The sequence below is a fragment of the Acinetobacter populi genome, assembly GCF_002174125.1.
GTDB lineage: Bacteria > Pseudomonadota > Gammaproteobacteria > Pseudomonadales > Moraxellaceae > Acinetobacter > Acinetobacter populi.
On the sequence record NZ_NEXX01000001.1, the window covers coordinates 741,228 to 766,945 of the forward strand.

At 36.7% G+C, this 25,718-nt stretch carries 21 protein-coding genes; 9 read left to right on the forward strand and 12 right to left on the reverse strand.

Annotated features, from left to right (window positions below):
• Positions 1-62: 62 nt before the first annotated feature.
• Complete coding sequence (gene betA / locus CAP51_RS03350; RefSeq protein ID WP_087619324.1) at positions 63-1,757, forward strand: choline dehydrogenase; 1,695 nt, start codon at positions 63-65, stop codon at positions 1,755-1,757.
• A 61-nt stretch (positions 1,758-1,818) separates the two neighbouring features.
• Positions 1,819-2,610, forward strand: a complete 792-nt coding sequence (locus CAP51_RS03355; RefSeq protein ID WP_087619325.1) for a TorF family putative porin — start codon at positions 1,819-1,821, stop codon at positions 2,608-2,610.
• A 212-nt stretch (positions 2,611-2,822) separates the two neighbouring features.
• Here the strand turns inward: CAP51_RS03355 and CAP51_RS03360 are convergent, their stop codons facing one another.
• The 5 genes from CAP51_RS03360 to CAP51_RS03380 all read right to left on the reverse strand — a co-directional run bounded on the left by CAP51_RS03360 (position 2,823) and on the right by CAP51_RS03380 (position 9,000).
• Complete coding sequence (locus CAP51_RS03360; protein ID WP_087619326.1) at positions 2,823-3,854, reverse strand: AraC family transcriptional regulator; 1,032 nt, start codon at positions 3,852-3,854, stop codon at positions 2,823-2,825.
• A gap of 134 nt (positions 3,855-3,988) precedes the next feature.
• A complete protein-coding gene (locus CAP51_RS03365) occupies positions 3,989-5,113 on the reverse strand; it encodes a fimbrial protein (protein WP_087619327.1) in 1,125 nt (374 codons plus the stop codon).
• Between the two features lie 27 nt (positions 5,114-5,140).
• Positions 5,141-7,651 carry a fimbria/pilus outer membrane usher protein gene (locus CAP51_RS03370; RefSeq protein WP_087619328.1) on the reverse strand — a complete coding sequence of 837 codons (2,511 nt, stop codon included), beginning with the start codon at positions 7,649-7,651 and terminating at the stop codon, positions 5,141-5,143.
• Positions 7,652-7,670: 19 nt separating this feature from the next.
• Entirely contained in the window at positions 7,671-8,390 is a 720-nt protein-coding gene (locus tag CAP51_RS03375) for a fimbrial biogenesis chaperone (RefSeq protein ID WP_087619329.1), read from the reverse strand.
• A 61-nt stretch (positions 8,391-8,451) separates the two neighbouring features.
• Positions 8,452-9,000, reverse strand: a complete 549-nt coding sequence (locus tag CAP51_RS03380) for a fimbrial protein (RefSeq protein ID WP_087619330.1) — start codon at positions 8,998-9,000, stop codon at positions 8,452-8,454.
• Positions 9,001-9,706: 706 nt separating this feature from the next.
• Between CAP51_RS03380 and dusA the strand changes: the two genes are divergently transcribed.
• The 5 genes from dusA to CAP51_RS03405 all read left to right on the forward strand — a co-directional run bounded on the left by dusA (position 9,707) and on the right by CAP51_RS03405 (position 14,915).
• Positions 9,707-10,732, forward strand: coding sequence for a tRNA dihydrouridine(20/20a) synthase DusA (dusA, locus tag CAP51_RS03385; protein WP_087619331.1), 1,026 nt, complete (start codon positions 9,707-9,709; stop codon positions 10,730-10,732).
• 76 nt (positions 10,733-10,808) lie between these two features.
• Positions 10,809-11,690 (forward strand): lysophospholipid acyltransferase family protein, encoded by an 882-nt coding sequence (locus CAP51_RS03390; protein ID WP_087619332.1) that lies wholly within the window; start codon positions 10,809-10,811, stop codon positions 11,688-11,690.
• Between the two features lie 26 nt (positions 11,691-11,716).
• Positions 11,717-12,784: a WaaS/CpsH family glycosyltransferase gene (locus tag CAP51_RS03395; RefSeq protein ID WP_087619333.1), complete on the forward strand. Its 1,068-nt coding sequence runs from the start codon at positions 11,717-11,719 to the stop codon at positions 12,782-12,784.
• Positions 12,785-12,967: 183 nt separating this feature from the next.
• Positions 12,968-13,873 (forward strand): glycosyltransferase family protein, encoded by a 906-nt coding sequence (locus tag CAP51_RS03400; RefSeq protein ID WP_087619334.1) that lies wholly within the window; start codon positions 12,968-12,970, stop codon positions 13,871-13,873.
• A gap of 130 nt (positions 13,874-14,003) precedes the next feature.
• On the forward strand, positions 14,004-14,915 hold the full coding sequence (locus CAP51_RS03405; protein WP_087619335.1) for a lipopolysaccharide biosynthesis protein: 912 nt from the start codon (positions 14,004-14,006) through the stop codon (positions 14,913-14,915).
• On the opposite strand, the gene CAP51_RS03410 is transcribed toward CAP51_RS03405, so the two are convergent.
• The 5 genes from CAP51_RS03410 to CAP51_RS03430 all read right to left on the reverse strand — a co-directional run bounded on the left by CAP51_RS03410 (position 14,902) and on the right by CAP51_RS03430 (position 19,477).
• The gene (locus CAP51_RS03410; protein ID WP_087619336.1) at positions 14,902-15,813 is read right to left on the reverse strand and encodes a glycosyltransferase family 32 protein; all 912 of its coding nucleotides are present in this window, start codon (positions 15,811-15,813) and stop codon (positions 14,902-14,904) included. The genes CAP51_RS03405 and CAP51_RS03410 overlap by 14 nt on opposite strands.
• Positions 15,814-15,870: 57 nt before the next feature.
• Positions 15,871-16,629 (reverse strand): glycosyltransferase family 25 protein, encoded by a 759-nt coding sequence (locus CAP51_RS03415; protein WP_087619337.1) that lies wholly within the window; start codon positions 16,627-16,629, stop codon positions 15,871-15,873.
• A 9-nt stretch (positions 16,630-16,638) separates the two neighbouring features.
• A complete protein-coding gene (locus tag CAP51_RS03420; RefSeq protein WP_087619338.1) occupies positions 16,639-17,634 on the reverse strand; it encodes a stealth family protein in 996 nt (331 codons plus the stop codon).
• A 150-nt stretch (positions 17,635-17,784) separates the two neighbouring features.
• Positions 17,785-18,555, reverse strand: coding sequence for a glycosyltransferase (locus CAP51_RS03425; RefSeq protein ID WP_087619339.1), 771 nt, complete (start codon positions 18,553-18,555; stop codon positions 17,785-17,787).
• A gap of 301 nt (positions 18,556-18,856) precedes the next feature.
• Positions 18,857-19,477, reverse strand: coding sequence for a 2OG-Fe(II) oxygenase (locus CAP51_RS03430; RefSeq protein ID WP_087619340.1), 621 nt, complete (start codon positions 19,475-19,477; stop codon positions 18,857-18,859).
• A gap of 255 nt (positions 19,478-19,732) precedes the next feature.
• Between CAP51_RS03430 and CAP51_RS03435 the strand changes: the two genes are divergently transcribed.
• Positions 19,733-20,902, forward strand: a complete 1,170-nt coding sequence (locus tag CAP51_RS03435; RefSeq protein ID WP_087619341.1) for a nucleotide sugar dehydrogenase — start codon at positions 19,733-19,735, stop codon at positions 20,900-20,902.
• Entirely contained in the window at positions 20,899-21,921 is a 1,023-nt protein-coding gene (locus tag CAP51_RS03440; protein WP_087619342.1) for an NAD-dependent epimerase, read from the forward strand. The genes CAP51_RS03435 and CAP51_RS03440 overlap by 4 nt, the downstream gene beginning before the upstream one ends.
• 51 nt (positions 21,922-21,972) lie before the next feature.
• On the opposite strand, the gene CAP51_RS03445 is transcribed toward CAP51_RS03440, so the two are convergent.
• Together CAP51_RS03445 and glnE are read right to left on the reverse strand one after the other, a co-directional pair.
• The gene (locus CAP51_RS03445; RefSeq protein WP_087619343.1) at positions 21,973-22,899 is read right to left on the reverse strand and encodes a branched-chain amino acid transaminase; all 927 of its coding nucleotides are present in this window, start codon (positions 22,897-22,899) and stop codon (positions 21,973-21,975) included.
• 27 nt (positions 22,900-22,926) lie between these two features.
• A complete protein-coding gene (glnE, locus tag CAP51_RS03450) occupies positions 22,927-25,713 on the reverse strand; it encodes a bifunctional [glutamate--ammonia ligase]-adenylyl-L-tyrosine phosphorylase/[glutamate--ammonia-ligase] adenylyltransferase (protein ID WP_087619344.1) in 2,787 nt (928 codons plus the stop codon).
• Between the last annotated feature and the right edge of the window lie 5 nt (positions 25,714-25,718).

Sequence of the window (25,718 nt, forward strand, 5' to 3'; positions counted from 1 at the left end):
TTTCGCACGAACTGAACAGAAGCAATCTTTCAGTTCTGATCCAAACATAAATAAGGAAAATTATGACCAAGCAAGAATACGATTATATTATTATTGGTGCGGGTTCGGCAGGTAATGTCCTTGCTGCCCGCCTAACTGAAGATGCAGATGTTTCAGTTTTATTATTAGAAGCCGGTGGCCCAGATTATCGACTGGATTTTCGTACGCAAATGCCCGCAGCACTGGCCTATCCCTTACAAGGTCGTCGCTATAACTGGGCCTATTTAACCGATCCTGAACCACATATGAACAATCGTCGGATGGAATGTGGTCGTGGCAAAGGTTTAGGTGGTTCTTCCCTGATCAATGGCATGTGCTATATTCGTGGCAATGCCATGGATCTGGATCAGTGGGCAAGCATTAAAGGGCTTGAAAACTGGCACTATGCCGACTGTCTACCCTACTATAAAAAAGCCGAAACACGTGATATTGGTGCCAATGATTACCATGGCGACAGTGGACCGGTGTCTGTGGCAACGCCAAAGCAAGGTAATAATGAATTATTCCATGCCATGATTGAAGCAGGTGTACAGGCAGGCTACCCACGTACTGACGACTTAAATGGTTATCAGCAAGAAGGTTTTGGCCCCATGGACCGGACGGTAACACCAAATGGCCGTCGTTCCAGTACCGCACGTGGTTATCTCGATATGGCGAAAGATCGTGCTAATTTAACCATCGTCACCCATGCCACAACCAACAAAATCCTCTTTACTCAAAAACAAGCCATTGGGGTGGAATATATTCTTGGCGCGGATCAAGCAAACATGAAACAGGCTTACGCAAAGCGTGAAGTCTTGCTCTGCGCCGGCGCAATCGCCTCCCCACAAATTTTACAACGTTCAGGTGTTGGTCAAAGTACATTCCTTCAATCAATGGACATCGATGTCGTACAGGATTTGCCCGGTGTCGGTGAGAATTTGCAGGATCATTTGGAAATGTATTTACAATACAAATGCAAGCAGCCTGTTTCACTCTATCCAGCATTAAAATGGCATAATCAGCCTGCTATCGGCGCTGAATGGCTGTTTTTAGGCAAAGGTATTGGTGCAAGTAATCAGTTTGAAGCGGGTGGGTTTATCCGTTCATCTGAAGAATTTGAATGGCCTAATATCCAATATCATTTCTTGCCTGTTGCGATTAACTATAATGGTAGTAATGCAGTAAAAGAACATGGTTTTCAAGCACATGTCGGTTCCATGCGCTCGCCGTCCCGTGGTCGGATTAAACTGAAATCAAAAGACCCATTTGCACACCCAAGTATCCTGTTTAACTATATGTCCACAGAACAGGATTGGCGTGAATTTCGTGATGGTATCCGTATCACCCGTGAAATCATGCATCAGCCAGCACTTGACGCATATCGTGGTGAGGAAATCAGCCCCAGTATGCAACTCAAAACCGATGCCGAACTGGATAGTTTTGTCCGAGACCATGCTGAAACAGCTTACCACCCATCATGCAGCTGCAAAATGGGCGAAGACGATATGGCAGTCGTCGATGGCCAAGGCCGTGTCCATGGTTTGCAAGGACTACGTGTGGTAGATGCCTCGATCATGCCTATCATTATCACAGGCAATTTAAATGCCACCACAATTATGATTGCTGAGAAAATTGCCGATCAAATCCGTGGCCAACAACTACCACCTTCCCAAGCTGGCTATTTCAAAGCAGACACTGCACCTATACGCCAAACACCACTACGTCCATTTCAATAAAATATGTCTTACCAACAGCACCTTAGGTCCGATAAGGTGCTAGTTACATCCAAGGGAAAAAATGAAAAAACTGCTCCTTTCAATCACTTTAGGATTATATTTACCTTCTGTTTATGCTGCCGAGTTAGCCCCAGAAACCATCTCCCCATTAAGTGCCAACCTCACGCTTGCCAGTCAATATGTTTCCAGAGGCTTTCAGCAAACATGGGGAAAACCAGCCCTGCAAGGGGGACTGGATTACAGCCATCCAAGCGGTGTATTTGCTGGAACATGGGCATCGACTGTCAGTGATCATTTTATCCGTGATGCCACTGTCGAGTGGGATGTTTACACGGGTTATTATCATGATTTAGGCAATCTTTCCTTAGGCGTTACCGCCGCTTATTACTATTATCCTGGTGCAAAAACCACAGCTGAAACAGGACATACACGTTTTAATTATGGTGAAATTATTCCCGAAATTGGTTATGGACCTTTAACAGTTAAATATGCTGTCACTTACACTCGTGATTATTTTGGTAATAACGCTGATACTTTAGGCACTGATACACCACAACATTCCCGTGGATCAGCTTACTTAGATATCAATTGGGATCAACCCATCACAGAAGACTGGTCTGTAAATGCACATTATGGTCATCAGCGTATTAAAAATTTCTCGGCAGCGAACTTTCAAGATATCAGTGTTGCAGTCAACAAAGAATTGCCGCATCACTTTACTGCAAGCCTCATCTATAGCAAAGCATGGGATAAAGATAATTACTATAAAGCATATAGTAATGGTAATCCAAATGCTCGGATTTCTAATCCAATTGACGCAACTGCAACCCTGTCAATTACCAAAAATTTTTAGGTGATTTCAAATTCATTAACGGATTTTAAAATTGGCAATTTCACTTTAAGAATAAGGAGAACTAAAATAGCATGTTCTCTTAAAATATGGACAGAAAATTCTGCATGAATATAAGAGGTCTTACATCGTATAAGATCTCTTAATCTATATACTAGAATTATTAATTAATTCTCAGGGTTACTATAACCACTTATAACAACTCTATTTATAAATTATTTTTCGATCTCAATATTTTTCACATTCGATTTTCGTATCATATTACGACGATATTGTAATGGGCTCATATTAAACCAGCTTTTAAATGCACGTTTAAATGAACTTTGTTCATTATAAACAAGTAGTTCAGCTATATCACTAACACTTAAGGAACTATCCCGCAAATATAATAACGCCCTTTCTTTACGCACCTGCATTAAATACTGTTTAAAGGTGCGATTTTGCTGCTGCAATTTATTTTGTAATATACGTGTTGATAAACCTAATTTTTTAGCGATATTGTTAATACAAATATTACGTTCATGAATTGCTTCTATAATCGTAGCTTGAATTCTCTCATCAAAAGAATTAACTTCAGGAAGCTCATCAAGCAGTTTTTCTGCCTGATAAATCAAAATACTATTCAATGTCCGATCACTATTCGGTATACTTAAGTCTAGAATACTTTGAGAAAAAAACATACATATTTTATCTTTTTCAAACTCAATAGGACAGCCAAAGAAACTTTCATAAATCTGTGTAACTTTTGGTTTTTTTGAGCTCAGATAAACTTTATTTAACTTAATTTTTTGTGGAAAAACAAATTGACTAACAACATTAAATAAAATAGCAATCATTGTCGTGTTTGCTAAAGAACTACTCATTATGTCGAAATTAGATTCCCAACTAATTCTAATATCTGAACCTTCCACAGAGACTATTGGTTGAAGGAAGTCATAACAAAGCCTTTGATATCTAACAAAGACTTGTATGACTTCAGAGATATTTTGGCAAGACTGACCAAGGTAACCTAAAACACCAAAATGGGAAAATTGGGCACATTGTGCTATTTCCAATTCAATCGCTGGCCCCTTATATTTTTGTGCTATTTCCTCTAATAATGAAAACCATTCAATAAAAGAAACTCTTTCATTTACATCATAATAATGTAATTGCTTAGGAATATTTAGATTATGTTGATCGATAAAAACTTCCAATAACTCAATTAAACCACTATTTAAAGATTTAATATGATAAAAACGTTTCATAGTGCAACTCTAATTATACAATTAAAAAACAACCGTAAACATTTCCTTAAACTTTATTTCCTATTATTAATGATGCTCTCAACACCTATAATATTCAACCCCTTAAATTTACGATTATAAAAAATATGATCATATTATTGATAGGAAATAACATATATAAGCGAACTATTTATTTTTCCTGAAACTACTTGATCACCATAACGATATAGCCGTGCAGCAAATGGAAAAGTCAAGTTACCACTACCACCAATATTAGGTCTAATTGTAGTGGTTGAAGTAAGATCAACAGGCACATAAGTGTTAGTACTACTGGAATCATAACCAATTTGTACACCAACATTTTTTGCAGAAGATGTACTATCACCAGATATTAGACCTGTCGTTCCGAGAATAGATTCAACACCTGAAGGTAATAGAAAATCTAAATTAACATAGTTTTTTGTAAGGCTGTTTGCTGTTGGAGTCCCAGAATTTGAACCTGTGATCTGGTAAGATGCCGAACTATTGGCTCCACTATTATTACCATAAAATATGCTGCATCCGGTTAACGTTATCGGTGTTGCAGTCCACACCGTAGATGAACCATTTGTCGGTAAAACACTTACATTATGTGACCCTAAATTATATTGATAATTAGGCGTAGCGCATGTAGGTGTGTTATAGACAACCGTACCACCAAAGCCATAGTTTGCAACTGTGTAACGGTCAGCAGGATTTGAAATGCTTGCTGCATAAATGATGAGCCTTGGCAGTATAGACCCATTGATTGTTCCACCAGCAGGTATATCTCCAAGTTTGACAAATTCAAGATCAACCTTTAAATATCCTGAAGCTGAAAAAATACGAGATGCCCAACTACCATCAGCGTTTTGTAGTGTCCCGGGATAAGTTTTTGGCGCAAAGGCACCATCATACAATTTAACTCGCATTCCAAGATTGGGGATTCCTGTTTCATATATCTCTCCCGATGCTGTTGAGGATAATAATGTTCCCCCCTCAAACCTAAAACCTGCAAATGTCGAGTTCACCCCACACTTTACGGAAACATCCTGATATCCATGAATGGTTTGGCGAGCGAGAACAGTTCCTGTTGCCATACCACTTCCTGCAGAAATATTTCCAATATTCATAGGAATTGTGGTTGTTACAGGACTTCCAGAGGATACAACGCAGGCTGCCTGAGTAGCAGAAGCATAACAAAATCCAAAACCTAAAATTGATAGGCAGTTTAACTTAAAAAGATGATCTCTAAATTTCATAAAAGTATCCCATTCATTTAATGAACACTATTCACATGAATAATTTGATATGTATAAACTAGAAGTAGAATCAATTTTTATCTGGTCGTGAATATCGTATTTTATGGTACAAATACTCTCCTGAGCCGAACTGTTGGAAACCGTAAGTATCCCCTGTACAGTAGAAGGATGAATGTATATTAGACCACCCTGACCGACTTGCCCCACTATATTCATATTTCCATCATACACATTTGTACCAAGTGCAATCGACGGGGAATGAATGGGTTTTAATAGCAGTGGATAACCAACTTTAGTATCAAATTCTGCTAAAACCACTGCACCACTTCTTGGATAAACATCTTTTGACGATGACTTTAACTCAATGTTATTAGAAAGATTCTTTGGATCTAAACTTACTGTATTTTTTTGATAAGGAGATCCAACTGGAATCGCTGCATTTCCTAAAAAATCTAGCTTTAAATGAGGATAGCTTGAAATTTCAACACCTTTTGCTTGTTCTGCATGGGCAATAATATATCCATTACTTGAATAAGGGCTAAATGTTACACCTAACGGATGTGCCACGATCGCACCTGAAGCACCGGCGCTTATTGTTCTGGCATCACCATTTACACTGGAAGAACCAACCAAAGTAGTAAAAGGACTAGTATAATTACCACTTAATGTGGCATTAAGTAGCTCGCCTTCTGTCTTATTGGTGGTTACAGACCAACCTAGGCGATTATTTTTCCCTGAAGATCCAGATAGCATTAACTGTTCATACCAATCGCCACTCGTATTCCGACCCAAACTGGACGTTAGAGCACCTTTGGTTTCTTTTCCTAAAGGAATATTTAAAGTAAGCATATAAGAATAGTCATTATCATTGAATTGATTGCTATATCGGCTCACATTTAAAGAGTAGAAAAGTCTTCGCCATGCGTTACTATAGCCAAATTGAATTTGCTTACCTGTATGAGAACTATTCCAGTAATTTTCATAAAGCCCTGAAATATATAGTTGCCCATATTCAGCGCCTAAATTCTGATTCAAACTCAATGTATATCTATTTTTCGGCCTTAAAAAAGAATCTGTACTCAGTGTATAACCATTTTTTAATTGTTCCTGATATAACATTGCATTATCGAAATCCAGATAGTTTTCCGTCGATAATTTATATCCAACCAATGTAATGTCACTATGTGTTTTATTAATACGCTTATTAAAACTCAAACGGTAACTCTGCCCTGTAAGATTATCCTCTAAGCCATGTGTACCTGAATGTGTTACATCGACTGCAAATGCACCAAAAGGAAAGTTAAAAGCACTCCCCAATAAATAAGAACCATAATAATCGCTTTGCTGACTACCGCCATACAAAGTCATGAAATTGGACAAACCTCTTTGATAGGTTAGCTGATAAAATGGCTGACCATCTTTAATATTTTCATTTCTATAGCTTCCAGCCACTACCTCATACTTATATGCATTAGGCCGTAGCATATCTACGACTGAAGCAAATGGTATGATAAAACTAGATTCAAACCCATTGGCTTCTCGTACAACAACCTGCAAATCCCCACCATAACTTGTGGGAAAAAGATCCCGAATGACAAACTCACCAGGGGGTACTGTCGTTTCATATATAATAGAATTCTTCTGTCTAATCGTAACCCTAGCATTTGTTTGTGCAATACCACGAACAACAGGGGCAAATCCTCTTAAAGATTCTGGCAACATTGCATCATCACTAGAAAGAGAGATACCTGTATAATTAATAGAATCAAAAACCCTGCCAGATGTATTACTTTGACCAATAATTAACTTACTTGATAATGAAAAAATATCTTTTAGTAGATAAGTATTCATATTATGATAAGAATGTTTAGAGTTATATTTATCGTTATAATAACTATAATTACCATTATGTCTAAAAAACCATCCCCATAAATTTATACCAGAATTTACAGAGAAAAAACTTGATTTTGTATTATTGTTTTCAAACTGACTATCATAGGCACTTAAGTTATAATTTAAAAATGCAGAATTCATACCATTACTTAATAATTTAGGTGAAACAAAACCTCTTGGATTTGTATCCATATAAATTTGTGGTATAGATAAATAAATATTTTGATCACTTGAATTAATTCTAAATTTCGATCCACTTAAAAATTTAGTTATATCAAAGCACATATTAGAATTATCAATTTTTTCCTTAATACTACTTAAAACACTTTCTTTTAAACCAATATTAAAAATAATTTCTGTAGTTAAACATGGTATTATTTTACCCTCCATATCTCTAACATCAACATCAAAATAGCCAATTTTCTCTTCATTTACATAGATATCCATATAATATAAACCTGGAATTATTTCATTTTTTTCAAATCTTTTAAGATTGATAGCATTTTTATACTTACTAAAAATAACATCTTCGTTAAATCGTACATGCTCAACCTTATCGTTTAATTCATCTGCCCATCCAAAGCTACAATGCCACAATGGAACCAGTGAGCCAAAAAATATTTTTATTACGACCTTAAGATTCATAATACCACCCACATCAGAGTTAATCTGACGATATTAAAGCTGAATTCAAACCACCAAAATCATTTAAATAATTTAAAGTTACCTTCAAATTTGACTTAGTTACTTTATTAGACAAATTATATTCAAACAATTTACTTGAATAGGGATAAATCATCTCACCAGGAATATCAAACTTATCACCATTACTTTCCAGATTAATATCAACTAGTGATATATTAAATGGTGTAGAATTGATTATATTTAATTTATTACCAATTATGTTCCACTTCACAGCTTTCACTAATGTTGATAAATCTAAAGATTTTAGAATTTCGGGTCTTAAAAAAAGTTTTATTCTTGTTCTATAAGCCACATTCAGTTCATTTTCAGAAGAGTCAGACTTAGGTGGTACTTCCAATACATTTAACCAATAAACTGTTTCTTGATTTTTATCATGCTTCCTTCCTATATACCGAATACGCAATGTTTGTGACTCTTTACTGTCTATACGTGTAATAGGAGGTGTAATTAGAAATGGTACATCCATATCTTCTGGTGTTGATTTAATATTTCCAGCATCAATCCATGATTGTAATAGTACAGGGTATGTTCCCGAGTTAAATACATGCAACGATACTTCTTTATCTGTATCGTTATATATTAGTCTTGTCGTATCTAATATGACACTTGCATGCACCTCAAACCAGCATACAGGTGTAAATAATAAAAATAATGCCAGCTTCAGTCCAAATTTTTTCATTGACCACTCCCCTAAAATAGAAAATGCATCTCCATTCTATGAATGGAAATGCATGCTTAACTTACTTATAAATTAGAGAGTAAACTACAGATGAGTTAACATTACCTGCTGTAGTTGCCCCTGTTGCATAGTAACGAACTGCATAAGGAAGCTCTAAAGAAGATGCACCATTTGCAAAATTAGTAAATTTATTATTTGAAAGCTGAGTTGTATTTCCTACCGCAACTGGTGTAGTACGATCTGTATCCAGAATTTGAAGTTGAACATTTGTTGCCGCATCTGTCGATGCAGTATTTATCAAACGACCAGTACTGGCATCAACTGTGGCGCCTAATTCAAAAAATGCAGCAACACTTTTACCATCAACCCCTGTACAACCAGAAAGGCTCATGGTAAAACCAGTTGTACCAGCAGTAGCCGCGGCAGCAGTTAATTGATTGATACTCAAGGTAGGTAAAGTCACAGTAGGTGAGGCTGCACCAGCAATGTCGACATCACAAGTTGCTGATGTTAAAGCTCCATTAAATGTGATGGTACCCGTATTAGCATGTGCCATCCCAATAAATAACAGCGATGAGATGACTGCGATAGAACAGTTCTTATAAAACATAATGTACTTCCTTCAAAGTATTTCTTAATTTTGGATGCGGCACCTGTAAATTTGCTAATAAATTTATATACATAGAGAAATAAATATAAATTCAACTGATAAATAACAAATCCAACAGATACAATTATTTTATTTTGTCAGATAAAAAAAACTTGGTATAACACGCTTATTTTTTGTCATTTTATACACCCCCTATTACTCTAACTTTGAGTAATGCTTTTGCTTAAATAAACTTTAATTAATCCTGATCCTCAGAACTAAGATCATTAGTAAGCTGTTTAATGGTGAAATATGGAAATACTATTTTTAATAAAGAAATAACATAAATCATTGTTTTTTAAATATATAATAAATCAGAAGTGATAAAATTCGACATACATTTTAATAATCACTTTTTCTATAAAATCACATGATGCTTCAATATATCAGCCGATTTTATTTTTTGATAATACGCTATGTTACTATAATTACTCACTTAATTAGAGAAGCAATACCTTTATTAGGATATTAATTATCATTATCTGACTAATAAAATATCTGGATTTTCCTCGACTTCCTCTGTGAGTTTAGGCTATAGCATGATTGCTATAATTTACGCCATAGTCATTTTATTAGAACGTAAATTACAAAAAATAGGATATAAAATACGGCGTAAAAAATCGAAATAAGTTAAAATCAGCAACACTGTAAAGGTATGTTTTTTAATATGAATATTGATAAACCCATTGAAATCGCTAAAGAACCTCGTATCAGTGTTGCACCGATGATGGATTGGACTACGCGCGACTATCGTTTTTTTGCTCGTTTATTCAATCCACATATTGTTCTATATACCGAAATGGTCACTACAGGTGCAATTCTTTATGGTGATGCAAAACGCCATCTAGATTTTAATGTGCAAGAACATCCCATTGTTTTACAGCTTGGCGGTTCCAATCCACAAGAACTAGCGCAATGCACAAAAATAGCAGAGGACTGGGGTTATGATGAAGTCAATCTTAATGTTGGCTGCCCTAGTGATCGTGTGCAAAATAATAAAATCGGTGCATGTCTAATGGCAGAAGCCGATCTTGTAGCAGAATGTATTGCTGCCATGCAAAATGCTGTTAATATTCCGGTCACGATTAAACACCGTATCGGCATCGATGACATGCAATCCTATGAAGAAATGCTGAGTTTTGTCGATACTGTTGCTGCCACTGGCTGTAGGCATTTTGTGGTACATGCCCGCATTGCGATTTTGCAAGGTTTATCACCTAAAGAAAATCGTGAAGTTCCACCTTTACGCTATGAAGATGTCTATCGTCTAAAACAAGATCGTCCACATCTCACCATTGAAATTAATGGTGGGATTAAAACTGTTGCAGAAACACAGGGGCATTTACAGCATGTTGATGGCGTTATGATTGGACGTGAAGCCTATCATAATCCCTATCTATTGGCAGATTTAGGCAAACTCTGGAATCTAAAGTCGCCGGATCGTTTTGAAATTATGCAGCAAATGCTACCCTATATCGAACAGCGACTGAATGAGGGTGCACCGATGTCGATTCTCTCACGGCATATTCTTGGTTTATTTCAAAACCTCCCTGGTGCTCGTAAATGGCGACAAGCGCTAAGTGGTGGCAATGCAAAAGACTTAAACGATATCAAAAATGCAATGTTAAATATGCAAGAAACACTTGCCCGCTCAGAATATGATCGCCTTGAATATATACAATCCTTATCCTGATCTATATTGCGAATTGCATCATCACGCCGCTAACGCTATGATTTCGTCTTAAATAAATTTGGTTTGTTAAATTTTCATGCAGATTCTTAAACTCTTTCGTTATCTTCCGCTTACTGTAATTCAAGCAAGCGCACGTATGGCTGCATGGTTTATCAATCAAAAACCTAATACTGGAATGCTTTGGAAAACGAAAATAAATCTTAAACTTGCCTATCCAGATTTGACAGATCAACAGCGTGAGCAGTTGGCAAAAGAAAGTGTAACCAAACAATGTTTATCTTATGCCGAATCACTGAAATGCTGGGCGATGTCACCCGAATGGAGTGTCAAACAAATTCAGACTGTGCATCATCTTGATGTATTAACACAGGCTTTAGCCGATGAAAAAGGTGCGTTAATTATTACCCCACATTTAGGGACTTGGGAAATCATGAATGCATGGGTACATCAATATGGCACACCGACCATTATGTATAAACCCATGAGAAATCCTGAAATTAATGCGTTTGTATTACAATCACGACAAAGTCTAAATGCTGTCTTGGTTCCAACTGATGGTACAGGGGTAAAAGCTTTATTTAAAACATTAAAACAAGGGGGGTTTAGTGTAATTTTGCCTGATCATGTACCACAACCTTCAGGTGGCATAGTTGTCCCTTTTTTTAACGTTCCCTGCTTAACCAGTACATTGGCCAGTAAAATGGCGCAAAAAACCCATTGTCGCTTAGTTGGTTTAAGCTGTTTTCGACTTGAAAATGGCGAAGGTTTTGAAGTCTACTGTGATGATCTTAATGATCCGAAACTCTATGATACAGATATTGAGATTGCCACCACCGCATTAAATCGAGCGATAGAAAAGATGATTAATCGTTTTCCAGCCGAATATATGTGGGGATATAAGCGGTTTCGGGGCAATCCGGAACTGAAGGGAATTTACGCTGAAAAGTCAGCAAATTAATGCTATTTTAAATAGGGAAAACATTTTTGAAAAAAATTAAAATGATTCTGGCGATGCCAAGCCATAGTAATTTTGCTACACCTATTCAAGATAATCTCAAATATCATAATTTTGATATTGAATTTATTAATAGCTCTCCTGAACATTTAAAGCGCTTAAAACTTCCTTTTACAATTTCTATTTGTCATTTTTTCCGTAAAATTTTCCATGTCAATGCTTCCACTTATAAAACCGAAGCCAAACAATTTCTTAAAAATCAAATTATCGTTAAAGAAATCAACGACAAACTTTCTAATCAAAATTTTGATTATGCGTTAGTCATACGACCAGATTTATTTTCCTTAACACAGTTAGAACTAATTAAAACATATACTTATCAGAAATTTATTGGTTATCAATGGAACGGCTTAGGCCGTTTTCCTGATACGTTATTCTCTATTAAATTATTTGATCGTTTTTTTATTTTTGATCATACAGATTTATCAAATCCTGATTATGCAAGTTACCCTTTACTAGGTTGCACAAATTTTTATTTTGATATGTACCAACCACAGCCAATTGCACATCATGGAATTATTGCCTACTTTGTTGGTCTACATTTTGATGAACGTTCTATGTCTATTAATTTTTGTGCACAAGAATTAGTTAAGCACGGGATAATATTAGATTTTAATATTAAGTTTCGTCACGGCGAGCAAAATGCTCATCTTCAGTATCCAAGCAAAGAAATTAAATTTATCAAAAAAAATATCGACTTTGATGAAAATATAAAGCGTATTAATCAATCAGATATATTGGTTGATGTGGTAAATCCCATACACAATGGCTTATCATTTCGGACATTTGAAGCATTATATTATGAGAAAAAATTAATCACCAATAATAAAATGGTACAGAATTATGATTTTTATCATCCTAATAATATCCTCATATGGGATGGACAGGACCTTACTGGACTGACAGCTTTTTTAGCAAAGCCATTTACTCCAATTGATAAAAAAATTGTTGAAAAATATGGCTTTAAAAATTGGATCAAAAACATATTAGACCTCCCTCCCTATCAACTCATCAGACTACCGGACAGTTTTGATTGAGAAATTGAAAATTAAATTTTCTTCGTCACTCGAGTAGCTCTATACTTAGCAATAGAAGTTTAGAAACTCTCAAATATATAGACAGATAAAATTGCAGTACAAAAACGGTTGGGAAATGAATTCTTTTCACTCCAAGAGTTTGTTAAAATATTAAACTAAGTATCCTTAGCGGTGGCTCTATATATGACAAATGGTACCATTAAAATTTTCGTTGGCTGTGATCCAAATAATTGTGATTTAGAGCAAATGATGGTATTGGACTATAGTATCCATAAGCATACCTCCCAACCTGTCGAAATTATATGGATGCAGTTGAGCCACGATCCACAAAGCCCTTGGTACACTAATCAGGAACAGCAACAAGGCTGGCATACCGAAAAATGGGCAACTCCTTTTTCGGGTTTTCGCTGGGCTATTCCGGAATTATGTGACTTTAAAGGACGTGCAATTTACATGGATGCTGATGTATTGGTACGCTGTGATATTGTAGAGCTTTGGAACCATCCGTTAGCAGAGGAGGCTATTGTCATTGCCAAAGGAAATAAAAGCTCAGCGCGTCTTTGTACTTGTGTATGGGATTGTGAAAAAGCACAAAAATATTTATATCCGTTGAAAAAACTACAATCAGATCCAAACTCACATAAAAACATGATGCAATTACTCAAAAATAAACCTTATCTTGTACAGCCTTACCTCGATTCTTATAACTGTATTGATGGCGAAGGCTTGGATATCGAACAAATTAAAATTCTTCATTATTCTGACATGGGTACACAGTTCACACATAAATATTCTATCCCTCGTTTAGCATTAGAAGGACAAAAACACTGGTTTGATGGAGAAATTTTTACCCATCCTCGTCAAGACTTAGCCGAATTATTCGATCAATATTATGAGGAAGCTCTCACAGCAGGTTATCAACTTGAAAACTATAAAGTTGAACCTTATGGCACTTTTTCCAAGGCTACACAAGTTCATTATCATGGCAATAAAGTGACTCGTCCAGAGGATGAAAATAATTGGTTCATTCACACAATGCGTAAAATCAAATCAAAATTTAAAGGCGATAAATTTACCTTAGATGATTAATTTTTATTTAATTATTTCAACTTATTGATTGACTTTAAAACTATGCCTGAGTTTTCTGGATTATTTTATCTAAAATTAAGTAAACTCATTCATAGAAGTAAAATAGCTTTATATTAAAGAGTTTTATGCTATGAATAATTTTTTTACAAACACTCTTTTCAGAAATATTTTTAAATATTTGTATAAAATTTCTCATACTAAAAAATTCAATCACAACCGTCGCTATTGGCCTTATTTTAGAGTTGAACGAGATAAACATGGCTTATTAAAAAAAGTTTTTTATAAAAATATCCTTATTGCTGACAATACTGTCATAGCAGAACATCAAAATAACACCTGCATGATTATTGCCACTGGCCCTTCTATTAAAACAATAGAATCCACATCTTTTCAGAACGATAGGATTGACTATCTTGGACTTAATGGTGCAATAAGCCTCAGTCATACTCAATTTAAATACTATATCGTGATTGATCATGATTTTGTGATAAATAAATTCAATCTTATTTTAAAAATTTTAGAAAATACTGAATGTATATTCTTTACCACACCTCGTTGCCTAGAAATTATTCTACGTAAATATGATATTAAGAATATTAAAGCTCATCTTAAAGTTATAGAAACTATCACTGAAAATAAGCTAGAAAGATTTATGGGTTCTAAAATAATGATAGATAACACTGAACCTCATACTTACATGAAAAACAATATAGGATTTTCAACAGAGCTCTTTCATGCAGTCTATGATTACTATACTGTAGCATATGTTGCATTACAAATCGCTTATGCTTTAAATTACAAAAAAATTCTTATTGCCGGTTTAGACATGAATAATTTTGACTCTCCTCGATTTTATGAATCTAATGACAATAAACAGCCAACTAGATTAAAACAAGATTTTGAAGCAATTTCACAGGCATTTAATGTCGCCGCTGACTTCTTTAAGGATCATAATATTGAGGTTTACAATCTATCACCTAATAGTGCGATAAAAGTTTTCAAAAAAACTGATCTAAAATCTTATATTTTTAAAAATCTATAAGTGATCCTTTAAAATATAAATTCCTATCATAATATTGACATAAATAATTCCGTTCTTTTCCAGCTAATTTAATTAATTTTGGATACTCTGTAGCAGGATAGTTAATTGCCATATCAATTAATATTTTTTCTTTCACCCATCGATTTTTAACTTGATAGAAAAAAGCATTTTGATCACAGTCAATCAATGTAATACTTGGAAAAGATTGTCTTAATACTTTTTGACAAGCTACATAGGCAACCAGATATTCTAAATTACTGATCCGTTGAAAAATATCTTGAGTATTTGATTCTGTTTGTTTAATCTGTTGTATATATTTTTTGGGTGTTTGTTGAATGGCAATATATAGCTCATCATACCACTGTTTAAAGAATATATTATTCGGAACACTTGCCAATAACCAGTTTTCTATTACAGGATAGTTTAGATTGGTAGTATTTTTTCTTCTATAATAGGCAAAACTTTCCGTCCGGTTCTTCTGCATGATATTTTGAATCCAATCCAAACTATCATAGACAATAATACTGGCATCCAACCAAATACCACCATGACGGTAAATAAGATCAAATCTTAATAAATCTGCTTTTTGTTGTGGTGTTGCTTCTTTTAATTGAGAAAAATCAAGATTGGTATATTGGTGTACATTTTCAGGATTAAGCACAAAAACCTCATAATCCGAATTTTTTTCACGAATATTAACAATACATTTCTCAACAAATTCCGGAAAATCACCTTCCCAATATATCCATATTTTTTTAGGTAAAATGATGCTTTTATTGACCGGATTAAAAGTCAACATACCTGCATAATTATCAATATTTTTATTCACCTGTCTAATTTTATAATGATACATAAAATGAAACTTAAGCAGGTAAAATATTTTTTTAAAAATTTTCATATTAATTTCACACTATAGTCAGTTGATGAACATCAAAATTTATATAATTTGACGCGATCAAGAAATCAAATGCTTTAAGGCATGGTAACGATCCAGCCACATCCGTTTTTGCTTTTTCAAACCATGGGAAAGACTACGATTTTCTTTGTCTTTACGACTAATCCCCTGTTCAGCAACTGTACCTAAAATATCACTATCGACACCACGTGGACGAACCAATGGAGGCCAAACACCTAAACCTAGACCATTTTTACTTAGCCAGCGTTGGAAGAAAATATCTACAGGCACATTGATGTTCTTACCTACTTTTAGAAATTCTTCTGCCCCTGCTCTAGACCAAATTAAACCCAAGCCACGAATAGGAAAATAATAGGCGTGCCAAAGTGAATATTCACCAATAAGTGTAATATCTTTTGCCAGTTTTTTCTTTTTTGCTGCAATATTAATCAAATACCAGTTCAAATCTTGATGTTGCTGTAAATAATCAAGTATGCCATCAATAGCTGTTTTAAAATCCGTGACAATCTTCATATCATCTTCTAAAACAATTAGATAGTCAGCATCAGTTTTTAAAAACTGTTCAACACAACCATAATGACTTAAATAACAACCTATTTCGGAATTCAATAAACTACGGCCTAAAATTGCTCTGGCCTCTATATCATCATAATCCTTGAATTCAGATAAATTTTTACCCCGGCCATCATAAGCGGGAAAACGGCTAAACTCGACCTGTGCCAACTGCAACTGTTGACTGGCATTTTCCAGACGCTGATTGCTGCCATCAAGATTAATTAAATAAGTAATGACTTTCATTCTATGCTCTTAAACAGGTGTGTATTGAAGTAAGGATTCGGGTAAAAATCCTGCAAACTTAGCATTTAAAGCGGTAGATATTTGCCGAGCTGCATCTTGATCAAGTTGGTCAAGACTCTGTATACAACCATATTTAATCGTATTCGACTGCAAATCCTGTATAAATTTGGTCAATCCTTGCTGATTTTTTAGATAAGCAATCTCAATATCCGGTTTCAAAATGGCTTCACCTTTTTGAATTTTTAAATGATTCATTAAAGAAATTGGGTTGAGTTGTTCTACACTTCTAAACTTATAGCGAATTTGTCGATCCAGCAATTCTGGTGATTTTAGCAGATAATCCGCTAGAATTTTTCGATCCACAATATGCGGATAATGATGAATTTCAAAGAATTTTTTAAATCCAAGAATATCTGCACCAAGCATTTGAGCAATAATATGTCCAGGCTGAATCGGCTTGCCAAATTGTTTGTTTAAAAATTGACGATATTTTAATTTGACCTTTAAAATACTGCTATTGGTCCAGTGACCATAAATAACCATTTTATCCTGCTGAATAAAATCTGTAATATCTGCTGGCTGATTAAAAAAGAAATCATCATTTAAATAAATGAAATCATCCGATAATCCAGGAATATTCCACAGCATGCTCTCAATAGAACGTGTATTAAATGTGGGCAAATATTGCGCATAACCTGCAAAAATATCGCGGTGATCAACAATCTTTATCTTTTCAACGGTGCAAATATTTTGCTTAGCAAATTCATCAATCCATTCTGGTTGTTGCTGATCTGTAACGATATAAATATGACGGCAAAATGGGACATATTTTAAAATAGACGCAACATTATAATAAATTTCATTATTACTGGCGAAGCGAGTATCACTGACGGCATCAGATGCTTGTTCAGGATTTAAATACTGTTGACGTTTCTGCTTAAGTTTTGGATCATTTCCATCTACCCAGGCAATCACCACATCTATATATTGTGCTGTATTATTCATTTACGTCAACTCTTAAAACGCTTTATTAAATCATCATAAATCAGACGCTTTCATTGGATGAATGAGCGAGCATCAATATATTTATGATGATGTTCTGAAGTCTTTATTTTGCCAAAATTGATTATAAAGCAGGCAAAAGTTAAAACCCTGTTACTGCCATGCCTGTTTAATCCAGTCTGACGGCAAAATATGGCGATACCATTTTCCACCACCGCCATTAATCGCATCAGGTGGATTTACTTCACCATGAAAAATAATAATTTTAGCATCTTTAGGCTTTTTAGGCGGCAAGACATAAGCTAAAGGGAGTTTGCGTAAACAATGATATTTATAGCTTTTACACCAGCTTTCCGGCCAATAACTCAACTTACCTGTTTGTTTTACAAACCAAGTTAAATATTCCTGTTCGTTACGGAATCGATTACTGATTTCGTCAAAATGTTCACGGAAATAAGGTAAAATTTCCGGAAAAGCCCCCAGTTTAAAACGATAGACCGAACTATTTCCGGTAATACGCCATGGACGCTTCCAATCATGGATAATCAGAAAATCTCCTTCCTGTTGGAAAAAGCAGTCGATATTATCAATAATCACCACATCCAAATCCAGAAACAATAGATTACCTCGTAGTCCATATAAATCAGGTTCAAAGGTGGATAGTTTATTCCAGCCTCGCTCCGGACTACCTGCGGGTAAATCTAATGGTGGTATTGGAAAACATTGTACTTCAGGATTTATGCCCTCTGTACGATCGGTTAGACACACCATTTTAAATGGCAAAGTCAAATGACGACTGACCATGTTGTACAGGCGATTGACGTATTCCGCACCATATTTTGTACCCCACTTCATACACAGGATAATATTATCCTCTTGTGTTTGGCCAAGCTGTGAATCTTGTTCAATGTTATTGACCGGCATCATCAATCATCCTGCTATTCGACTGTTTATATCATAACATTATTGTCATTATATTTGCGCAATCCACATGATTTAGCATGTTCCCAACAGACTTTATTTTTATGATTAAATTTAAAAAATATCAATAAACTAAATCAAAAACAATACGACTAAAATGATCAATAATTTTGAGTTTAGATTGAATTTTTTAAAAATATGCAAAGGACAAAACCAATCTATTATTTTCTTGTTTATTTTTTATCACATACTAAAACCTTCTATACAAAGGAGAAACCATGTTCTCCTTTGTAAGAAAAGAAAATTATCCAAATAATTTTTTCATTTTTGCACTTAAACCATGAATGAAACGATGCTTGGCATTGGCTTTGTCGCTGGTTAAAAAATTAATTTGAATAGACTGACGTTGGCCTTCATAAGGTACATAACCATGCCAGCCATTATCGGTGACTTTAAATGCAACCAATGTCCCTGGACCTGCATTAATTTCTGCGGCATAGTTATCCATGTCTTTTTCATCATTCAGAATACGTAAACGTCCGGTAGGCGCTTCCCAAGACTCGTTCAGATAAATAAGAATGGTGAGTAACTTGGTTTTGGAATCAGAATGAATACGACCATCTTTTTGACGGGAATAACCACGCAAAGTAATCATCATGGGATGCTCCATCACATCCACATCAAATTTTTCTGTCAGTATCTGGCGAAATTCCTTGCAGTCCAATGACTTTAAAAAACGATCGAAATTCGGTTTCAGTTCAACATCATCAAGATTATAGCTTCCACCCTGTTCAATCTTGGGAAAATCCCGAATAACAGCCTGAACCTCACTGTCTTCTAATGAGTTTTCTACCACGAAATAGGGATATGGCGAAGTAGAAACCTTCGCTTCTTTTAAAGCGTCTAATTTTAAAATATGTGCCATAGAAATAATTCGATTAGATAATAAAACTGGCAATAATTATAGCAAAAAATTCATTGGCATGACATGTGACAACTCAACTTGGTGTGCCAATTACAAAAATCCAAATATCTGCAATATGATATTATCCTTATTTCGGACCAATCAGTTGAGCAGGTTCATTGCAAAATAATCCGCCTTTCACCTCAACCAGCCGTTATAATAAATACCATCTATCCAATCCTTTTCATTCAAATTGAATAATAGTGTCAGGTCATTATGAAAATTGCAGTTGCGGGAACAGGCTATGTCGGGCTATCAAATGCAATGCTGTTCGCACAGCACCACGAAGTCGTCGCATTAGATATTTTGCAAAGCAAAGTTGATTTACTCAACAATAAAATATCTCCTATTCAGGATGCCGATATCAGTTATTTTTTACAAGAAAAACCGATAAATTTTCGTGCAACTACAGATAAGCAACACGCCTATCAGGATGTTACATTTGTTATTATTGCCACACCTACAGATTATGATCCGCAAAGCAATTACTTTAACACCCAAAGTGTCGAGTCTGTAGTGAAAGATGTGCTGGCCATTAACCCGAATGCAACAATGGTCATCAAATCCACCATTCCTGTCGGTTTTACCGAAAAATTAAGACAGCAGTTTGCGTGTGACAATATTATTTTTTCGCCTGAGTTTCTACGGGAAGGCAAGGCGCTGCATGACAACTTATACCCATCAAGAATAATCATTGGGGAACAATCGGAACGGGCGCAACAATTTGCTAATCTTTTGATTGAAGGTGCGATCAAAAAAGATATTCCTGTGTTATTGACCGATGCCAGTGAAGCAGAAGCCATCAAACTTTTCGCCAATACTTATCTGGCCATGCGGGTATCATTTTTTAATGAACTCGATACCTATGCCCAAACCTTTGGGCTGGAAACCAAACAGGTTATTGATGGCGTTTGTCTAGATCCCCGCATTGGCAATCATTATAATAATCCATCGTTTGGCTATGGCGGTTATTGTCTGCCCAAAGATACCAAACAGTTGCTTGCCAACTATCACAATGTACCCAGTAATCTAATTCAGGCCATTGTCGATTCGAACCGTACCCGTAAAGACTTTATTGCAGACTCTATTATCGCCAAAAATCCGAATGTGGTTGGGGTTTATCGTTTAGTCATGAAAAGCGGTTCAGACAACTATCGTGCCTCTGCTATTCAAGGGGTAATGAAACGAATTAAGGCCAAAGGCATAGAAGTCATTATTTACGAACCAACCTTCACGGAAGATGAGTTTTTTAAATCCAGAATTGTTAATGATCTGAATACCTTTAAAGCATCGTGTGATGTGATTATTGCCAATCGTTTATCCAAAGATTTACTGGATGTTGAATACAAGGTCTATACACGAGATATTTTTGGAGGCGATGAATGAAGGTTTTAGTCACAGGTGCTGCGGGATTCATCGGCTTTGCTGTCGCAAAAAAACTACTTGAACGTGGCGATGATGTGGTCGGTTTTGATAATCTCAATGACTATTATGACCCTGCATTAAAGCAGGCACGAATTGAGCAGTTACGTCATATTGCACAGTCCGCGCAAGGTACGTTTGTTTTTATTCAAGAGAATTTGACCAATAAAGCTGCGGTAGATCAATGTTTCGAGCAGCATAAGTTTGATCGTGTAATTCATCTGGCAGCACAAGCAGGTGTACGTTACTCACTTGAAAACCCGCATAGCTATGTAGAAAGTAATATCATCGCATTTACCAATATTCTTGAAGCCTGCCGTTATGCCAAAACACCGCATCTAACCTATGCCAGCACCAGTAGTGTCTATGGCGCCAATACTACCATGCCCTTTAGTGAACAACATGGTGTTGATCACCCCATTCAGTTTTATGCAGCCACAAAACGAGCCAATGAATTAATGGCACACAGTTATAGTCATTTATTCAAACTGCCAACCACAGGATTGCGCTTCTTTACTGTCTATGGCCCATGGGGCCGTCCAGATATGGCACTGTTCAAATTTACCAAGAATATTATTGAGCAGCAGTCTATTCCGGTCTTTAATCATGGTCATCATACGCGGGACTTTACCTACATTGATGATATTGTTGAAGGCGTAATCCGCAGCAGTGACAAAATTGCTGCCCCAAATCCAGACTGGGATAGTTATCATCCTGATCCTGCCAGCAGCAATGCCCCCTTTAGAATTTTTAATATTGGCAACAATAATCCCGTGCAATTAATTGAATATATTCATGCCATTGAAAAAGCATTAAATCAGAAAGCACAATTGAATTTACTACCGCTACAACCTGGTGATGTTCCTGATACTTTTGCAGACAGTCATGCCCTTGAACAATATGTCAATTATAAACCATCAACTTCAGTTGAAGATGGAGTCAGAAACTTTGTAGAGTGGTATCGGCAGTATTATCAGGTTTAATAAAGCATAAAAAAATCAGGCAAATGCCTGATTTTTTTATCACAAGACTGCTTATTTTACATAAGTCAACCAATGTGCATATTTATCATTTCGACCTTGAACGGCATCAAAAAAGGTTTTTTGAATCTGTGTGGTAATTGGACCACGGCGACCTTCACCAATTTGACGATCATCATATTCACGGATTGGAGTCACTTCTGCGGCGGTACCAGTAAAGAACGCTTCATCTGCAATATAGAACTCATCACGGGTAATACGACGTTCAATCACTTCGATGCCCAGATCCTGTGCAATGGTAATGACAGTTTGACGAGTAATCCCGTCTAATGCGCCACCAGCCAGATCCGGCGTATGTAACTTGCCATCTTTGACCAGGAATACGTTTTCACCGGAACCCTGACAAACAAAACCTTGAGGATCCATCAGCATCGCTTCGTCATAACCTGATTGTGCCACTTCCTGATGCGCAAGAATCGACACTGTATAGTTACCACAGGCTTTTGCTTTACACATGGTCACGTTTGGATGATGGTGGGTAAAGGAAGATGTTTTGACACGGATACCCAATGCCATTGCTTCATCACCCAGATAAGCACCCCAAGACCATGCAGCAACCGCAGCATGAATGGTATTATCTGTTGCGGCAATACCCAGTTTTTCCGAACCAATCCAGATGATTGGACGTAAATAGCAAGAACTTAACTTGTTTTCACGTACCACATCAATTTGTGCCTGTTCTAAAGTTGCCTGGTCAAATGGCACTTTCATTTGATAGATTTTGGCAGAATTTAATAAACGTTTGGTGTGGTCCTGCAAACGAAAAATTGCGGTACCTTTAGGTGTTTCATAAGCACGCACACCTTCAAATACCCCCATACTGTAATGTAAGGTATGGGTTAAAACGTGAACTTTTGCATCACGCCAATCAACTAATTTTCCGTCTTGCCAAATAAAACCATCACGATCAGCCAAATTCATGGCACATACTCCAAATTTTTTACACAATTACTCACTGTCCAGTGCTGAGGGCTTATCAAAAAGCTCTACAGTGGCACTAGGATCAATTAATCTTTGCCATAACTTGCAAACGACTTCTCGGGTATCATGCCAATCCGCGGCTTTAACTTGCAAAGATTGATTTGCAAGTGCCAAACGGTGGCTTTCAGCGCGTTCACGTAGATAAGCTTGCGTTAATGCTGTGGCGTCAATGCTTGGTAAGCAGCCTGCTTTGGCAGCATCTTCAAGGATTCGCACATTATCTGAGTAATGGGCGAGATCAGGATTCGACCCACTCCATGCCAGTACTGCATACTGTGCCATAAATTCGATGTCAACGATACCACCTGCATCTTGTTTTAAGTGAAAAATTCCATGTTTTTTTTGTTCATTTGAAGAACCAAGGTGATCTTTCATTTTTTGCCGCATCTTCAGCACTTCTACACGTACTTCATTTTCATCACGTTTCTGGGTTAAAATTGTTCGACGAAGTGTCTCAAAAGCCTCGCATAATTCCACATTACCCGCAATCGAGCGCGCTCGAACCAACGCCTGATGTTCCCATAACCATGCGCTGGCCAGTTGATAATGCTCGAATGCTTTTAAGCTACACACCAGTAATCCGGCTTCGCCATTAGGTCTCAAGCGGGTGTCAATCTCATACACACGGCCATCGAGCGTTTGTGTGGTCATCAGGGATAAGAACTTTTGTGCGACCCGCATGGCAAATTCAAGTCCGGTCACGGCCTTTTTACCATCGGTTTCCGCTTGTTCCTCATATTGATGAATAAAAACCAGATCAAGATCCGAGCCATATCCCAATTCAATGCCGCCCACTTTGCCATAACCAATGATGGCAAATCCCAGACGATCTAGACTACAACGTTCACCCGTGCTATCCAGAGGATAACCATGGCGTTTCACCACCATTTGGTAGGATAGATGTAGTGCTGTTTTTACAGTGATTTCGGCAATATCCGTCAGTACATCCGAGATTCGCATCAATGGGCTTTCGGCCAGAACATCACTGGCTGCGACAGCCAAGACATTGGACTTTTTAAACAGGCGTAGCACTCGCATAATATCTTCGACTTGATCCAACTCGATACGCAACAATTGTTGCCGTAAGGCCTGTTCCAAGTCCTGTCGACGAGGCAATTCAAAATCCATCGATAAAAATTCATCCAGCAATACAGGATAATGTGCCAATTCTTCACAAATCCATGGACTAACACTGGCCATTTTAACCAACCGCTGTAATGCACCACGATTTTCCATCAACATGACGATGTACACACTACGCCGTAAAATCGATTCAATTAGCGGTAATAAGCGCATTAATGCAATTTGAGGATGTTCGGAGGCGATGACTGCCTGTACCAGATGAGGCCAAAATTGTTGCAACCGTTTCAATGCTGTACTAGGCAAACGCTGCACAGCATTACTGTGCCAAAACTCTTCTATACGTTGATAAGCCTCATCATCCAGATAAGGTTGTAAATCGATATGCTCTGATTCGGTAATATTGACATCAGCATCATTAATCCGCTCCTGAATTAATGTACTAAAATAAAAACCAACCCGTTCACGCTTTTGATTTAAGACCTGCATAAAGTCTTGCCATGAATCATAATTCAATGCAAAAATCAGCCGTTCTCTTAAATTTTCATCCTGTGGCAAACTCTGGGTTTGTTGATCCTGCAAAGCCTGAATCGCATGTTCAACCCGTCGCAAGAATAGATAGGCATCTTTTAATTCATGATAAGCTGTTTCACTGAGTAAATGATCATCTTTTAAATGCTGCATGGCGACCAGACATTGCCGATCCTGCAACTCCAGACGCGAACCACCGTAAATCAGCTGAAAAACCTGTACAATAAATTCAATTTCACGAATACCACCAGCACCCAGCTTGACATCATCCGAGATATTGCGACGAGCGACCTCTTTCTCGATCATCGATTTCATTTCACGCATGGCTGAAAATGCGGTGTAATCGACATAACGACGAAACACAAATGGTCGTGCCATTTCCATCAATTCATCACCGGCCTTTCCGCCGGTTATCACTCTAGCCTTAATCCAGGCATAGCGTTCCCATTCGCGTCCGTGTTGAATCAGATATTTCTCCAACGCTGCATAACTCAGCGCCAGCGCACTACCATCCCCCCAGGGTCGTAAGCGCATATCTATCCGAAACACAAAACCATCTGCGGTCACCTGATCCAGCAGATTAATGATTTTTTGCCCCCACAAAATACAGAATTGTTGAACATCGATACACTTACGACCATTGGTTTCACCATTTTCACCAAAGGCAAAAATCAGGTCAATGTCACTGGATAAATTCAGTTCTTGTGCACCATGCTTGCCCATGGCAATCACGATTAAATCCTGTACCTGTCCATCTTCCCCAATCGGTTCACCATATTTTGCAACCAAAGCCGGACGGGCAAAATTTTTCGCGGAAATCACACAAGCATCGGCAAAATCGGATAATTCCCGAGTTAAGGTCACGACATCAGTGAGCTGATTACAATCCTGCCAAATCCAGCGCAGCATAAATCGAGCTCGTAATTGTCGAATACTACGCATCCAACTGGTTTCGTCACTGATATTTTGTAATGTATTTTCGACCCACTGGAAAATTTGACTAGTATTTAAAGGAAGAAGAAATTGATCTTTGGCATAATCCTGCTGCCAGATACCGTCTAATGTTTGCATCACCTGACAAGCGTATAGACTACAAAATTGCACGCGTCTTGCGAAAGAACTTTCCTCATATTGTTGATTCATTAGTA